Below are 15,533 nucleotides of genomic sequence, written 5' to 3' on the forward strand. Positions count from 1 at the left end.
TTGATTATTTCTTATTTAGAGCAACTAAATAGATTTCCGTAGATTCGCTGCGGCTGGATGAAGGTTTAAAATGTTTCACCGTTCTAAATTCACGCTTCACTTTATTTAATAATTCGTTTTCTGCACCGCCACGAAAAATTTTAGCAATAAAATGACCGGAGGGCTTTAGTACTTTTAAAGCAAATTCAAAAGCTTGCTCACATAAAAGTAAGGTTCTTATATGGTCTGTAGCTTTATGACCTATGGTATTTGATGCCATATCACTCATTACTATATCAGCTCTACCGTCTAAAGCCTGAATAATTAATTCTTCCGTATCTTCTTCAAAAAAGTCCTTTTGAAAAAATTCAACTCCGGCAATAGGTTCGATTTCTAATAAATCTATAGAGATTATTTTATTATTTAGGCTATTATCCGAAGCTTTAATAAGCTTGGAAGCTACTTGACTCCATCCCCCAGGAGCTGCCCCTAAATCAACAATTTTCATGTTAGGAGTAAAAAGTTTAAATTTTTCATGAATTTCAAGTAGTTTATATGCAGCTCTCGACCTAAAGCCTTCAATGCGTGCTTTTGCAACATACGGATCGTTTAATTGGCGTTTTAACCAGTTATTAGAGGAAACGGTACGTTTTTTAGAACTCTTGACTCTAACGAATTTATTTCTATAACCGCTTAAATTATTTGTCATAAAATCTTATAATGAATAATAAGTAGACGAAGTTTAATTTGGAAAAGAGCAAGGAATCCACAAGACGAGGAACGGAGCGTATACTTAATACGTGAGTACCGGAGTACTTGTAGGATGACGTAGCCAATTTTTCAAATTAAACGAGTATACTCTTTTGCTATTTTATCTAATACAGAATTCACAAAACCGATCTCATGTTCATTTAACATGTCATTTGCTATATCCGTATATTCGTTGATTACTACTTTAGCAGGCGTAGTAGGGCAAAATAATAGCTCACATATACCGGCACGCAATAAAGCTCGGAGTAAGATCGGCATATGTGCAGGATCTTTATCATTTGTTAAATGATTGTCTATAATTTCGTCTAGTTTATTAATATTTTCAAATACCGACTTTACCAGCATTTTAAAATGACTTATACTTAATGATATTTTTAAATTCTCCGGTAAATCTGTTATAGAATTATTATTTTGATAAAAAGAAAGTATATTTTGCATGATATCATCCATATCGTCGTTATTTTGCAATATGTTTTGATAAATAGCTTGTACTGCTGCAATACGTGCAATCGACTTTTTATTAATTTTATTTGAACTCATAGAGAAAAGAAATTTAAAATTTAATTTTCGTCATTGCGAGTGAGTATTACGTTCAGTGTCATACCGTGGCTTGACCACGGTATCCAGAAAAAAAAATAAAAAAAAGACTGGATCCCGCGATCAAGTCGCGGGATGACATTAAGAAACTCAAACCCTGCAACAATATCACTCACAATGACGAAATGATATCTGTAACCTTGCAATTTATACCTTAAAATAATTTATTAGTAAACTTATAAAATTTTTATGCTCTCTATAATCGGATTTATTATAACAATTAGTATCTTGGTATTTATCCATGAGTTTGGGCATTATTGCATTGCTAGATATTTTAATGTAAAAGTTGAGGAATTCTCGATAGGCTTCGGTAAAGAACTAATAGGTATTACCGACAAAAAAGGAGTTAGGTGGAAGATTTGTCTTATACCGCTTGGCGGCTATGTCAAGATTTACGGCTATGATCGCAGCCTTATGGATAAGACTGAAGAAATTAACGAAAAAGTAGCTTTTTATGCTAAATCTTGTTTGGAACGTTTTTTAATAGTTGCAGCAGGTCCGTTAATTAATTATTTACTTGCTGTAATAATATTTGCAGGTTTTTATTGTTACTTTGGAAAAGCAGAGATTCCTCCTATAATAGGTGACGTAGTAGCTTCATCACCGGCAGAGAGAGTAGACTTAAGAGAAGGAGATAAAATTGTTAAGGTTAATGATAAATCTGTTAAAGATTTCGGGGACGTACAGAAAGAAATATTAATTAACGGCTTTAGTCCTTCTACTTTAACTATAGAAAGAAAAAATGAGGAATTTATCGTTAATATAATGCCTCAAGAAATAATTATATCGCCTCCCGAAGAAAAGAAAGTTAAGAAAACTCTTCGCATCGGTATTATAGCTAAAAATGAACCTATTTATACTAAAATAGGAATTTTAGGAGGATTTTGGGAAGCTATTAATACTACTATAGATATGTCTGCTTTAACTCTAAAAGCAATATCGCAAATGATTGTAGGGAAACGTTCATTCGATGAGATAGGAGGACCGGTAGCTATTGCTAAAGAGTCAGGAAAATCTATAGCGGGGGGAGGTCAAATGTATCTATTATTTATAGCAATGCTTTCCGTTAATTTAGGGTTACTTAACTTACTACCTATACCGGTGCTTGACGGCGGACATTTAGTATTTATATTATATGAAGCAATTACAAATAAATTACCGAATCCTAAGACTAAAAATATTTTGTTACAATTAGGAGCAATAATCATAATTTTTCTTATTATAATTTCTGTTTCCAACGATATACAAAATTTGTTTTCCTAAATTATAGATTTGCTTGCTCTCGTTTATATTATCTACTATAGTGGAGTACATTAATTACGTTTAAATGCATTAGTATAGGAGAGCTTTATCGTCATTGCGAGCAGCCGTAGACCTTGTTGCATGGATCGTTTTATGTCATTTCCGCGTAGGCGGGAATCCAGTAAAACATATAAAAAACTTGTTTTTTATATGTTTATTTTATCAAATATGTAACTTCATATATCAACATTTGAAGTTATTTTTCTGGATCCCCGCATATGCGGGGATGACATCGAGTAGGTTTTTCGATCCATGCAACAACACCGCAGCTATAGACTGTGTGGCAATCCAGAAAAAATAATAAAAAATTCTGTAAACCAGAATTTTTACTGGATTGCTTCATCAATTGTTATGCAATTTCCTCGCAATGACGATGAATTTGTAACTAATGCATTAAACCATAGAATATTTAAATCTTAAAGAAGGTTTTAGGTGAAAATCAGATCAATTAGTAAGTTAACAATTTTATTATTAACGATTTTTTATTATCATATTTCATTAGCTGACTCTGTAATTCGTAAAATAACTATCGAAGGTAACCATAGGGTTGAGCGTTCTACTATTGATAGCTATTTAAAGCTTAAGGTAGGAGAAACCTATAATAATTCTAAAGAAGATGAGGTAATAAAACGTTTATATGCCACCTCACTTTTTAGAAATATAAACATGCATATAACAAATGATGGTAATTTAATAGTAAACGTTACTGAAACGCCTTTTATAAATAGCGTAGTATTTAGCGGTAATTCTAAAATCAAAACTAATATGCTCGCTAAAGAAATTTATACAATGTCAGGCGAATCTCTTAGCCAAGCTAAAATTGAATTAGATGTAAAGAAAATATTAGAAATTTATAAACGTAGCGGACGTTTTGCTACCACGGTAACACCTAAAATCGAAAATTTAGAAAACAACAGAGTTAAGGTTATTTTTGATATAGCAGAAGGACCAAAAACCGGTATTAAATATATTTATTTTAGTGGTAATGAAAATTATAGTGCTTCAGAACTTAAATCTATTGTTTTAACTAAAGAATCTCGTTGGTTTCGTTTTTTAGAAAGTAACGATACTTACGATCCTGATAGAGTGGAGTATGATAAAGAATTACTGAGAGAGTTTTATCAATCTGTAGGTTTTGCAGATTTTAGAGTAATTTCGGCATCGGCAGAACTCAATAATACTAAAGAATATTTCACCCTTACCTATTCCATTGAAGAGGGAGAAAAATATAGCTTCGGTAATATTACAATAGACAATAAATTAACTAATATAGATATAACACCGCTTAATAAAATTGTTAATATTAAGCAAGGCAAGGTTTTCAATATGAAAAAGGTTGATGATATAGCTGAAAAAATCGGAGAATATTTTACAGCGAACGGTTACCCTGCAGTAAATGTTTATCCGGATATAATGAAAAATGCTAATCATACTGCAGATATTAAATTTATTATTGAGAAAGCCGACAAAGTTTATATTAATAAAATTAATATTATTAATAACCTTAAAACCGAAGACCATGTTATAAGAAGAGAATTTAAAACAGAAGAAGGTGATATAATTAATCGTTCATATATTGAAAAAGGTGAGCGTAATCTTAGAAATTTAGATTATTTTGAGAAAGTAGCAATTAGCTTAGCTCCGACTAAAGCTAAAGATAAATATGATGTTAACGTTGAAGTTGATGAAAAATCTACTTCCTCTATAGGTTTTGATTTAGGATATAATACTGCCGGCGGTTTATTCGGACGTTTCTCTTTCTTAGAGCGTAATTTAGTCGGTACCGGGAAACTGCTTAATGCCGGTGTACAAGTAAGTAAAAACACTACAAGCTATTACGGTGGTATTACCGAACCGCACTTTTTAGATCGTGATTTATCACTTGGCGTAAACGCATTTAGAAACTATACCGGACGCGGTGCTAGTGTATTAAATACAACTGATCAAAGCTATAAGTTACACTCTATAGGAGTCAAAACTTCTCTTGGTTATGAAATTAAAGAGGATTTAGGTCACGAAATAGATTATTTAATCAAACGTGATATTTTAAGTGCTCCAACTCCATCAAGCTCAATATTCTTAAAGGAGCAAATGGGAAGATTCATTACTTCTGCTATAGGACATGCTATTACTTATGACCAAACTGATAACAAAATTGTTCCAAAGAACGGTTATTTAGTAAGCGGCACACAAGAATTTGCCGGCGTTGGAGGTGATAACAAATATATAAAGCATGAAGTTGACGGTAAATATTATAAATCTTTCATACATAACAAGCTTACTTTAAAATTATCTGCTTCCGGAGGCGATATTGCAGGACTTGGAGGAAAAATTATTAGAATTTCCGATCGCTTTAATTTAGGTGATTATAGTTTAAGAGGCTTTGCAAGCGGTGGTGTAGGACCTCGTGAAAAGGTCACTAACGAAGGACTTGGCGGTGAGCGATATTACACATTCTCAACAGAGCTTAATTTCCCAACACCTGTACCTGAGGAATTTAATTTAACCGGTGCAGTCTTTATGGATTTAGGAAGCGTTTGGGGAGTAGGTCTAAATAAGAAACAATATCAAACTCCAAACGGTTTTTATAACGATAAATCGCTTAGAGCTTCCGTTGGTTTCGGCTTTATTTGGGTAACACGTTTTGCACCGATCAGAATGGATTGGGGTTTCCCGGTTAAGAAGAAGAAATATGATGATACGCAGCATTTCCATTTAAGATTTTCGACGCATTTATAAAGATGTTTCATTGTCACCCCGTGGCTTGACCACGGGATCCAATTAAGGATGCTAGTCTTTTAGCATTTTAAAATTTTTTTATTGGATTGCCACGCTCCTTGTCAGTCGCTCGCAATGACGAAACAATGTCTCGTAGGAATCCATATCTCAGCATAATATAATCATATTTCAGCCAATGTAGCTCAGCTGGTAGAGCGGCGCATTCGTAATGCGTAGGTCTGGGGTTCAAATCCCCACATTGGCACCATTTTCTAAATAAAACTATAGCCCTATTTTGTGATAGGCGTGGTAGATACCTGATATACTAATAATGTTTAGAAAAACGCATTCTATGTCATTCCTGTAAGACATTGTTGCGTGGATAGAAAAACACATTCGTGTCATACCGTGGCTTGACCACGGTATCCAGAAAAATAACTTAAAATACTAATAATTTATCATCACCATCAATCCAAGTGGTCAAAAATCCAGCATCTAAAGACCCTAAAGCGGCTTTAAAAAATGCTTATAAAATAAGTAATGATACTGAAAGACTTATTGCTGTTGATATAAAAAATGACCAGTTTGTAATATTTGATAATACAAGTGGTAATGTATATAATGGTCATATAAGGACATATAAAGAAATAGAGAGAGACGCTGTTTTAAAAAATAACCTAATAAAAACAAATGGTAAAATTATAAAATAGGTACATTAAAAGTATATGTTAGTTAATGAAGAAGAGTTTAAAAAACAACCCGATGTAATTAATCTTCCTGAATGGGAAAAGTCTTTTTATTATATTATAAATGTAGCTCATTATGAAAATTATGATGATGCGATGAATTGTATTATCAAAAATTTAAATAATCCTGAAGAATTAATACAAGCTGCGGCACTTCAAGCTTTAGGAATCTTAGCTTATAGGTTTAGCAATATTAAAAAAAATTAATATTACCTATTTTGTTTAACAACTTAAATAGTAAAAGTGAGAGAATATTATATGAAACTAAAGATACCTTAGAGCAAATTACTTACCATGTAATAAGATTAAGAAGAAAGATTTATTTGGAATATTTTAAAAATGGAATTGATTTTTTTACTGGAAAAACTTTAAAAAGATATACAGATAAAACACTAATGTTCTCCTTAAATAATGAAGAAGAAAAAGTAGAGTTTATTTTAAGTTTCTGTCAAAATTCTTTAAATTACAAAGAAGCATTAGAGGTCTGCCTGTATTTTCTTGAAAAAAAAAAGAAAATGAACAAATATATAAAACTGCTTTTCAAGGACTCAGTTATATAGTAATCAGATTTAAAAAAATAGATTTTGATATTATATTACCGTTTATTAAAAAATTTATAAATCTAGATAAAAGTTGTGTTCATATTTATACAGACTCTTTTTTAGTTAATATAGCAATTATGATACCTGAACTAAGAGAAAAAGTAATACCTTTTTTGAAAAAAACAAAATCACCTTACTTAAAAGAGATACAAGCCTTAAATCATTGAACATGGCTTTATTGCATGGTATCGGTTAAAGGTTTGATATTACTAAAGAATATGGTCATAAGACTGGTCATCACCCAGATGCTCACATTGATTTAGAGGAATGGACAAAAATGGGAAGAATTTTTTAAATCTAAAAAATAAAAAAATATTATGAAACATAGAATGATGTGGCTTTTATCTCCTGCACTTAGATGGGAGATATTTGCTACTTTTAAAGAGTTAGCCAATAAAGAATTACAGTTAACAAAATGGGTAGATTCTAAATATAAGCATTCTTTTTGGGATGAATTATGCTTTTGTATTGATACGCTTTTTAATGATGCAAATGCTTTAGACAAAACATCACAAATTAAAATTGGTCTTACTATGTATAATCAAGAAGAAGTAGAAAAAGTAAATAAATTCAGTCATTTCTTTTATGATTTAACAGAAGAAATAGAAGGCGAAAAGCCAGATATAGAATATTACGGTCACCCACAGTGGCAAAAGATTATCGATGACGCAACAGAACTAGTAGAGATAATGAAGCAAAATAATAAAGCTAATGATTTCAGTGAATGTTTAGCTCAATTCAATCAATTTAATATAGATGGATATGAGGATTATGACGATTTTGCTATAGCAGAAAATACTAAAAATGGTTATAAACTAAGATAAGTAATTCAAGTTAGTGAAAATATATCCCTGTTCTAAATTCTTATAACTGTATACTCTTAAGCAGTTACAGCCGTTTAGAGCAGGAATTGTTATTAAAAGCGATGCAGCAAACATGCTTTAATATCACCAAAACCTCGAAGCATACTAGGGTACTTAACGAACTATCTAGCGGAGTATTTTGTGCAGCATGTAGTCATTAACCCTATTGGTGCAGCACTTTACAGTGTGCAACGAGCAGTTACAACTATTGATGCGATCTTGAAGATAGGCCCAATCATTAGTGATATTAAAGAGCAGGCAATTAATATTATCACCAAGCTAGCTGAGCGAGCTAATGTTAGGCTGAACGGCAAAACAATAACCAGCCAACATGCAGCAACTCGTGATTCTTTAAGCCATAATATCGGCAAGATTGCGGCAACTACTTTGATGAACTTTATTAACTGTAAGGTCACCTTTAGTATTTTAAACTGGATCCCAATACAAATGAGCTAGAATGACAGGGTGGAATTGATCCATGCAACAACACCAATGCTACACGGGAATGACAATAAGGTCTTTTTAAGAGTGGTGTAAAACAAAACTACCTTTTTTAGGCAATTCTATTATACTTTGTAAAGAATTATAAGTTTTTGCTAAAAAATAATATATACTTAGCTTTATATAAAAAGTGAAAGCCAATTTTCACCTTTTATATTCAACTTCTTAAGCCGAATAGCAGATTATGTAATAATTCGCTATTCGTGTTAATTAACTATTATCTTTTTTCTTGGAGGAATATAGATTGTTTCATCTTCAACATGCGAAATCTTTTCTAAAAGTCCGATAAAACGGTCTTTATTAGGTACTAGCTTTACTATTGCCCACCCCTCTTCTATTGATTTCTTTATACGTTCTATATCAGATTTATGCTCTGAAAAAGATATAATTTTTTGTGCTGGGTTTTGCATATTAATAAATCAATTATAGTAAATATTTTTTAATAAATCAATCACATATTTATTATTTGCTAAATATAAATAAAATGATTACCATATATTATGTCTTGTCTACTTATATCCTAATAAATAGTTTAATTAAAAATTAAAAGTTGTACAACAATTTTTTATTTTAAACATATATTTTTATGTCACTTATTAACTTTATTTAATTTAAACTGTATAATGTATAATTTAATTATGTCAAATGATAATTTACAACCGCCTGCTCTTTCTAAAAAGCAATTATTTGCTTTTTTTGGTATGGTTGTCGGGATGTTTATGTCGGTACTTGATATTCAGATTGTCGCTAGCTCATTATCCGTAATAGCTGCCGGTCTTGCTGCATCAAGCGATGAGTTTTCTTGGGTTCAAACATCGTACTTAATAGCTGAAGTTATCATTATTCCTATTACCGGCTTTTTAGCAAGGTTGCTTTCTACTAGAATTTCTTATTTTATTGCAGCTTTAGGGTTTACGGTTATGAGCGTATTATGTTCGCTTGCAACTAATATTGAATCCATGATTATCTTTAGAGCATTACAAGGATTTTTTGGCGGTGCTATGATACCAACGGTCTTTAGTACCGTTTTTATAATTTTTCCTGCATCGCAACGTCCTACCGTTACTATCTTAATTGGACTTGTCGTAACTGTTGCCCCTACTTTAGGACCTACACTCGGTGGATATATTACGGAGATTTTATCATGGCATTTTATGTTTTTATTAAACGTCATACCCGGTATTTTCGTATGCACGGTAGTTTTTTTATATGGGGATTTTGATAAACCAAATTATAAATTACTGAAAAATTTTGATTTTCTCGGTATATTATTAATTGCTTTAACGCTCGGCTTATTACAGTATGTTTTAGAAGAAGGAAACAAAAAAGGTTGGCTTGAGGATAATTTAATATTATTCTTAAGTATTGCAGTAGCTTTATGTTTTATTTTATTAATCATTAGAGAACTAACCTTTATTAATCCAATTTTAGACTTAAAAACATTTCTTTATAAAGACTTTACTTTTGGTTGCCTTTATTCGTTCGTTATGGGTATCGGATTATACGGGGCAGTATATATATTACCGCTATTTCTCTTTACTATTGCCGGATATGATACATTACAAATCGGGGCTACTATGATGGTGACGGGCGGAGCACAATTTTTATCTGCACCACTCGCCGGTAGAATGTTAGGGCTAGGAGTAGATTTACGCCTGATGCTTATTATAGGGCTTGGAGGGTTTGCTCTTGGATGTCATTTGAATAGTTTTCTAACGCCTGACTCTAAATTTGCTGCATTTGTGCTTCCTCAATTTGTTAGAGGGCTTTCATTAATGTTTTGTTTTATACCGACTAATAATATAGCTCTTGGCAATATGCCAAAAGAAAGAGTAGGCAACGCTAGCGGGCTTTATAATCTTACTCGTAATTTAGGAGGAGCGGTAGGGCTTGCAATAATCAGTACTATACTTACTAATGATACTAAAACCTTTATGCAATATTTATCGAAAAATATCTCGTCTACTTCTATGATTGCATTAGAACAACTAGATTCTTACACTGAATTATTAAGCGGAAAAGTTTTGAATCCCGAAAAAGCATCATATTTGTTATTAGCAAACAAATTAAATAATGATGCTTTTGTAATTGCAATAAATAATATATTTAATATGATAGGGCTGTTATTTGTATTTATAATGCTACTAATACCTTTTACTTCAAATATCAAATTAACCGGAAATGTTAATGCTCACTAAAATTAAATTTATATTATATTTTCCTTGGTTATTATTAGAAATATGGAAATCAGCTTTCTCGGTTATTAAAATAATTTGGCAAAGAAAGATAGGGATAGAACCGATTTTTGAATGGGTTGACGCAGAAGGGCTAGAAGAAATAGGCGAAATAATGTATGGTAATTCGATTACTCTAACTCCAGGTACAGTAACACTTGATATAAATAATAATATGTTATTAGTGCATGCACTTAATAAATCATCGATTACCGACCTACAAAGAGGTATAATGATTAAAAAAATTAAGCAGATATTAAAAACAACTTGAAGTAGAAAATGATATCAGATATAAACGCTCTAAAGTATAAAAAAGTTTTACTTAAAGTTTCAGGGGAAGCTTTAATGGGAGACAAGCAATTTGGGCATGAATATGACGTAATAAAAAAGATTGCCGGCGATATTAAAGAAGTTATCGATTTAGGAGTAGAAGTCGCTATTGTAGTTGGCGGTGGAAATATTTACCGTGGGATTAATGCAGCACTCGTCGGTATGGATCGAGCTTCAGCGGATTATATAGGTATGCTCGCAACGGTAATTAATGCTTTAACACTGCAAAACGTTATGGAAAGCCTCAATATCTATACAAGGGTTCTATCGGCTATTCCTATGATGAGCGTGTGCGAGCCTTATATTCGCCGCAAAGCTAAAAGACATATGGAAAAAAAGCGTGTAGTAATTTTTGCCGGCGGCACGGGTAACCCATTTTGTACAACCGATAGTGCTGCAGTACTTCGTGCAATCGAAATGAATAGCGATATTTTATTAAAAGCAACTCAGGTTGACGGTGTATATGATTCCGACCCTAAAAAAAATCCGGATGCTAAAAAATATTTCACTATCAGCTATAAAGATGTTATAACTAACAACCTGCAAGTCATGGATACGGCAGCTATTGCAGTTGCAAGAGAAAATAAATTACCTATAAGGGTATTTTCGATAAAAGAACAGGGAAATTTTGCTAGAGTAATACAAGATAAAGGGGAATATACGACAATTGAGGAAATGTAGTATAGTGTCATACCGTGGCTTGACCACGGTATCCATAAAAAAGTAAAAAACTGGATGCCGTGATCAAGGAACTAGCATGACATAGAACTACACCGGTAATGCTTATACCAAATAAAAATATAATTATTAGTATGGATAAAATAAAGATGGGTAAAGAGAATTTAAAGAAAAACTTACAAGAAAAGATGGAGAAAGCTCTCAAAGTTTTAGATCATGAGCTTAAAGGGCTACGTACGGGTAGAGCTTCGGTTAATTTGCTTGATAGTGTAACCGTAGAAGCTTACGGAAGTAAAATGCCGCTTTCACAAGTTGCTTCTCTATCCACCCCTGATGCACGAACAATTAACGTGCAGGTTTGGGATAAATCTATGGTATCATCGGTAGAGAAAGGAATTACGATAGCAAATCTTGGCTTAACTCCAGCAACAGACGGTCAATTAATCAGACTACCTATACCGGCTTTAACTGAAGAAAGGCGTAAAGAATTGGTAAAGCTTGCTCATAAATACGGTGAAGATACTAAAATTTCATTACGTAATATTAGAAGAGACGGCAATGAAGAACTTAAAAAGCTAGAAAAGGATAACGTTATCGCAAAAGATGAGCATCATAGCTTATCTGAACAAGTACAAAAGTTAACCGATGATTATAGTAGTAAAGTTGACTCGGTAATAAAACAAAAAGAACAAGAAATAATGACTGTTTGACTTTCTATGTCATTCCTGCTTTAGATTTGTTGCGTGGATACTGAATCGTCATTGCGAGGAGCGAAGCGACGTGGCAATCCAGAAAAATAATTAAAAAATTCTGATTTACAGAATTTTTTACTGGATTGCTTCGTCGGAACTTACAGTTTCTTCTCGCAATGACGGAAAAATCGATCCACGCAAGCAAGCTTTCACGGGAATAACATCATACTATTACCACTCAAAATAATAAAACTATGATAACAAAAGAAGAAACACAGAAAATAGCAAAATTAGCTAGATTAAAATTTGAAGAAGATACTGTAGAAAAATTTTCTGCTCAGCTTAGTACTATTATGAATATGATTGATATTTTAAATGAAATAGATTGCAAAGATATAGAGCCTTTAACTTTGGTTCCTAATATGAATGCTAGAATGCGAGAGGATGAAGTTACGAGTTCTGATTTATCAAACAAATTATTTGATAATGTAAGCGGAAATAGTGCTCAGCTTGCTAAAGAAGTAAAATATTTTATCACTCCAAAGGTTGTTGAATAATTATGACGGAACTAAACAAATTAACAGTAGCAGACAGTGTAAAAGGTCTAAAAAATAAAGATTTTACAAGTAAGGAATTAGTTAATGCACATATTAAACAAATAGAAAAGCATAAAAACCTAAATGCTTATGTTACCGAAACTTTTGATTTAGCTTTAAAACAGGCTGAAGCCGCCGATCAAAATTATGCTCAAAATAAAGCAAGAACACTTGAAGGTATCCCGTTTGCCGCTAAAGATCTTTTCTGCACGAAAGGAATTAGAACTACGGCATGTTCTAATATACTGAAAAATTTTATACCTAATTATGAATCAAGTGTTACACAAAATATTTTTGATAAGGGCGGTGTGATGCTCGGCAAAACCAATATGGATGAGTTTGCTATGGGTTCAGCAAATATCACTAGTTGTTTTGGAAATGTAATTAGCCCTTGGAAAGCAAATGATGATAATGCTGATTTAGTTCCAGGCGGTTCTTCAGGCGGTTCAGCTGCGGCAGTTAGCGGATTTATGGCATCTGCTGCTCTTGGTAGCGATACGGGCGGTTCGGTACGTCAACCTGCAAGCTTTACGGGTTTAGTCGGGTTTAAACCGACATATGGTCGTTGCTCAAGATACGGAATGATATCGTTTGCTAGCTCACTTGATCAAGCAGGGATATTTACTAGAAGCGTTTTAGACAGTAGCATCATGCTTGAAGCGATGATGGGGTTTGACGAAAAAGATTCTACTTCGATTAAAGCAGAAGTTCCAGAGCTACAATCCGCTATTGGAAGTTCTATGAAAAATATGAAGATAGGCGTACCTCTTAGCCTTGGTGAAGGTGGTATTATTGAACCTGATATTATGAAAATGTGGCAGGATACTATAGAGCTACTTAAAAACGCCGGTGCTGAAATAGTTGATATTACTTTGCCGCATGCTAAATATGGTGTTGCCGTTTATTACGTAATAGCACCGGCTGAAGCTTCTTCAAATTTATCTAGATATGACGGTGTTAGATACGGTCTTCGGGTAGAACGTGAAAATATGACGCTTGACGAAATGTATGAAATGACTAGATCAGCCGGATTTGGGGAGGAAGTAAAACGCCGTATTATGATTGGAACATATGTGCTTTCATCTAGTTGTATGGATGCATATTATCTAAAAGCTCAAAAAGTACGTCGTTTAGTTGCAAACGATTTTAATAATGCTTTTGCAAAAGTTGACGCCATTTTGTTACCTGCAGCACCGACCGAAGCTTTTAAGATCGGTGAAAAACAAAATGATCCGACTATTATGTATTTAAACGATTTATTTACTATTCCTGCAAGTTTAGCTGGTTTACCTTGTGCATCGGTTCCTGCCGGATTATCGGCACGAGGTTTACCTCTTGGGATGCAGATTATAGGTAAACAATTAGACGAATATAATGTTTTGAAAGTAGCATCGACAATTGAGTCAGGTGTAAAACATATTAAATTTGAGCCAAAGGGTTTTAATTATGGCATATATTGAAGGTAATACGGGGAAATGGGAATATGTAATAGGGCTTGAAATCCATGCTCAAATTTCCTCAAAATCTAAGCTTTTTTCAGGAAGTAGTACTATTTTTGCAGCAAGTCCAAATTCGCAGGTTTCCTATGTTGATGCAGCAATGCCCGGGATGTTACCGGTATTAAATAAGCATTGTGTACACCAAGCAATTAAAACAGGGCTTGGGCTTAAAGCTAAAATAAATAAATATTCGGTATTTGATCGTAAAAATTATTTTTATGCCGATCTGCCGCAAGGTTACCAAATTTCGCAATTTTACTATCCTATAGTACAAAACGGCACTATGGAAATAGCGACTAGTACCGGCGATCTTAAAACTATTCGTATTAACCGTTTGCATTTAGAGCAAGATGCGGGTAAATCTATGCATGATCAATCACCACATTACAGCTTTATCGATTTAAATCGTGCCGGTATTGGGCTTATGGAAATTGTGACCGAACCTGATATATCATCACCGGAAGAAGCGGCTGAATTTGTAAAAAAGCTGAGAAATTTGTTACGTTATATCGGCAGCTGTGACGGTGATATGGAAAAAGGCTCGATGCGTTGCGATGCTAATATTTCAGTAAGACGTAGCGGCGAACCACTAGGCACAAGATGCGAAATTAAAAATATTAATTCAATTCGTAATATCATTAAAGCAATAGAATTTGAAGCTAAAAGACAAGTAGACTTGCTTGAAAGCGGTGAAGCAATAATTCAAGAAACACGCTTATTTAATGCCAATAGCGGCGAAACAAGAACTATGCGTTTAAAAGAAGAAGCACTTGATTATAGATATTTTCCTGATCCCGATTTATTACCGCTTGTTATTTCTGATGAGTTAATAAACGAGCTAAAAGCAAATTTACCTGAGCTACCTGATCAAAAGATTGAAAAATATACGAAGGAATTTGGCTTAAGTAAATATGATGCCGAAGTAATAGTAGCCGATGAATCGGTTGCTGAGTATTTTGAGAAAGCAGCAAATGAATGTAACCCTAAAATGCTTACTAATTGGCTAACTAGTGAGTTGTTCGGCCAATTAAATAAAGCATCGATAGGAATAAATGAATGCAAAATTACTCCTAGTAACTTTGCAAAACTGGTAAAATTAATAGAAAATGATACTATTTCCGGTAAAATTGCAAAAACCGTTTTTGAAATTATGTTTGAAACCGGTAAAACACCTGATAAAATAGTAGAGGAAAAAGGACTTGTACAAGTTTCGGATAATAACGTGCTAAACACGGTAATTGACGAGGTAATAGCTGAAAATCCTGAATCAGTAGAGGGTTATAGAAGTGGTAAGGATAAATTATTCGGTTTCTTTGTAGGGCAGGTAATGAAAAAAACCGGCGGTAAGGCTAATCCGACGCTTGTGAATCAGCTTTTAAAGGAGAAATTGAGTTCTTGATGCTATTCCTTTGAAGGTATTGCCCG

General features: G+C 33.2%; 18 protein-coding genes and 1 tRNA gene. 15 read left to right on the top strand and 4 right to left on the bottom strand.

The annotated features are described in order from the left end of the window. Positions 1 to 4: 4 nt before the first annotated feature. The 3 genes from REIP_RS07380 to REIP_RS12885 all read right to left on the bottom strand — a co-directional run bounded on the left by REIP_RS07380 (position 5) and on the right by REIP_RS12885 (position 1,493). Positions 5 to 688 carry an RlmE family RNA methyltransferase gene (locus REIP_RS07380; RefSeq protein ID WP_045804183.1) on the bottom strand — a complete coding sequence of 228 codons (684 nt, stop codon included), beginning with the start codon at positions 686 to 688 and terminating at the stop codon, positions 5 to 7. A 131-nt stretch (positions 689 to 819) separates the two neighbouring features. After that, positions 820 to 1,290 carry a transcription antitermination factor NusB gene (nusB, locus tag REIP_RS07385; RefSeq protein ID WP_045804184.1) on the bottom strand — a complete coding sequence of 157 codons (471 nt, stop codon included), beginning with the start codon at positions 1,288 to 1,290 and terminating at the stop codon, positions 820 to 822. Between the two features lie 20 nt (positions 1,291 to 1,310). Then, positions 1,311 to 1,493, bottom strand: a complete 183-nt coding sequence (locus tag REIP_RS12885; protein ID WP_231569308.1) for a hypothetical protein — start codon at positions 1,491 to 1,493, stop codon at positions 1,311 to 1,313. Positions 1,494 to 1,536: 43 nt separating this feature from the next. Here REIP_RS12885 and rseP point away from each other — a divergent pair, with 43 nt between their 5' ends. The 8 genes from rseP (at position 1,537) to REIP_RS07425 (ending at position 8,034) form a co-directional block, all read left to right on the top strand. After that, positions 1,537 to 2,610, top strand: a complete 1,074-nt coding sequence (gene rseP, locus REIP_RS07390; RefSeq protein WP_045804185.1) for an RIP metalloprotease RseP — start codon at positions 1,537 to 1,539, stop codon at positions 2,608 to 2,610. A 471-nt stretch (positions 2,611 to 3,081) separates the two neighbouring features. Beyond that, positions 3,082 to 5,388, top strand: coding sequence for an outer membrane protein assembly factor BamA (gene bamA / locus REIP_RS07395; protein ID WP_045804186.1), 2,307 nt, complete (start codon positions 3,082 to 3,084; stop codon positions 5,386 to 5,388). A 171-nt stretch (positions 5,389 to 5,559) separates the two neighbouring features. Further along, positions 5,560 to 5,635 (top strand) — tRNA-Thr (locus REIP_RS07400). 208 nt (positions 5,636 to 5,843) lie between these two features. Next, a complete protein-coding gene (locus REIP_RS07405; RefSeq protein ID WP_045804187.1) occupies positions 5,844 to 6,077 on the top strand; it encodes a hypothetical protein in 234 nt (77 codons plus the stop codon). A gap of 15 nt (positions 6,078 to 6,092) precedes the next feature. Beyond that, entirely contained in the window at positions 6,093 to 6,320 is a 228-nt protein-coding gene (locus REIP_RS11280) for a hypothetical protein (protein ID WP_045804188.1), read from the top strand. A gap of 11 nt (positions 6,321 to 6,331) precedes the next feature. Beyond that, positions 6,332 to 6,673, top strand: coding sequence for a hypothetical protein (locus REIP_RS11885; RefSeq protein WP_197069219.1), 342 nt, complete (start codon positions 6,332 to 6,334; stop codon positions 6,671 to 6,673). A gap of 359 nt (positions 6,674 to 7,032) precedes the next feature. Further along, positions 7,033 to 7,539, top strand: a complete 507-nt coding sequence (locus REIP_RS07420) for an SCO4402 family protein (RefSeq protein ID WP_045804189.1) — start codon at positions 7,033 to 7,035, stop codon at positions 7,537 to 7,539. 180 nt (positions 7,540 to 7,719) lie between these two features. Further along, the gene (locus REIP_RS07425; protein ID WP_045804190.1) at positions 7,720 to 8,034 is read left to right on the top strand and encodes a hypothetical protein; all 315 of its coding nucleotides are present in this window, start codon (positions 7,720 to 7,722) and stop codon (positions 8,032 to 8,034) included. 251 nt (positions 8,035 to 8,285) lie between these two features. Here REIP_RS07425 and REIP_RS07430 read toward each other — a convergent pair whose 3' ends face one another. Beyond that, positions 8,286 to 8,489 (bottom strand): DUF2674 domain-containing protein, encoded by a 204-nt coding sequence (locus tag REIP_RS07430; protein WP_023507576.1) that lies wholly within the window; start codon positions 8,487 to 8,489, stop codon positions 8,286 to 8,288. Positions 8,490 to 8,717: 228 nt separating this feature from the next. Here REIP_RS07430 and REIP_RS07435 point away from each other — a divergent pair, with 228 nt between their 5' ends. From REIP_RS07435 to gatB, 7 genes are all read left to right on the top strand, one after another. Further along, complete coding sequence (locus REIP_RS07435) at positions 8,718 to 10,277, top strand: DHA2 family efflux MFS transporter permease subunit (protein ID WP_045804401.1); 1,560 nt, start codon at positions 8,718 to 8,720, stop codon at positions 10,275 to 10,277. Further along, positions 10,261 to 10,584: a monovalent cation/H+ antiporter subunit E gene (locus tag REIP_RS07440; protein ID WP_037231214.1), complete on the top strand. Its 324-nt coding sequence runs from the start codon at positions 10,261 to 10,263 to the stop codon at positions 10,582 to 10,584. The genes REIP_RS07435 and REIP_RS07440 overlap by 17 nt, the downstream gene beginning before the upstream one ends. An 8-nt stretch (positions 10,585 to 10,592) precedes the next feature. Continuing rightward, a complete protein-coding gene (gene pyrH, locus REIP_RS07445; RefSeq protein WP_045804191.1) occupies positions 10,593 to 11,324 on the top strand; it encodes a UMP kinase in 732 nt (243 codons plus the stop codon). A 146-nt stretch (positions 11,325 to 11,470) separates the two neighbouring features. Further along, positions 11,471 to 12,031 carry a ribosome recycling factor gene (gene frr, locus REIP_RS07450; RefSeq protein ID WP_023507574.1) on the top strand — a complete coding sequence of 187 codons (561 nt, stop codon included), beginning with the start codon at positions 11,471 to 11,473 and terminating at the stop codon, positions 12,029 to 12,031. 236 nt (positions 12,032 to 12,267) lie between these two features. Further along, complete coding sequence (gene gatC, locus REIP_RS07455; RefSeq protein WP_045804192.1) at positions 12,268 to 12,570, top strand: Asp-tRNA(Asn)/Glu-tRNA(Gln) amidotransferase subunit GatC; 303 nt, start codon at positions 12,268 to 12,270, stop codon at positions 12,568 to 12,570. Between the two features lie 2 nt (positions 12,571 to 12,572). Next, the gene (gene gatA / locus REIP_RS07460) at positions 12,573 to 14,069 is read left to right on the top strand and encodes an Asp-tRNA(Asn)/Glu-tRNA(Gln) amidotransferase subunit GatA (protein WP_045804193.1); all 1,497 of its coding nucleotides are present in this window, start codon (positions 12,573 to 12,575) and stop codon (positions 14,067 to 14,069) included. Then, complete coding sequence (gatB, locus tag REIP_RS07465; RefSeq protein WP_045804194.1) at positions 14,056 to 15,507, top strand: Asp-tRNA(Asn)/Glu-tRNA(Gln) amidotransferase subunit GatB; 1,452 nt, start codon at positions 14,056 to 14,058, stop codon at positions 15,505 to 15,507. Before gatA ends, gatB begins: the two co-directional genes overlap by 14 nt. Positions 15,508 to 15,533 lie beyond the last annotated feature (26 nt).

Source organism: Rickettsia endosymbiont of Ixodes pacificus (assembly GCF_000965155.1).
Lineage (GTDB): Bacteria > Pseudomonadota > Alphaproteobacteria > Rickettsiales > Rickettsiaceae > Rickettsia > Rickettsia tamurae.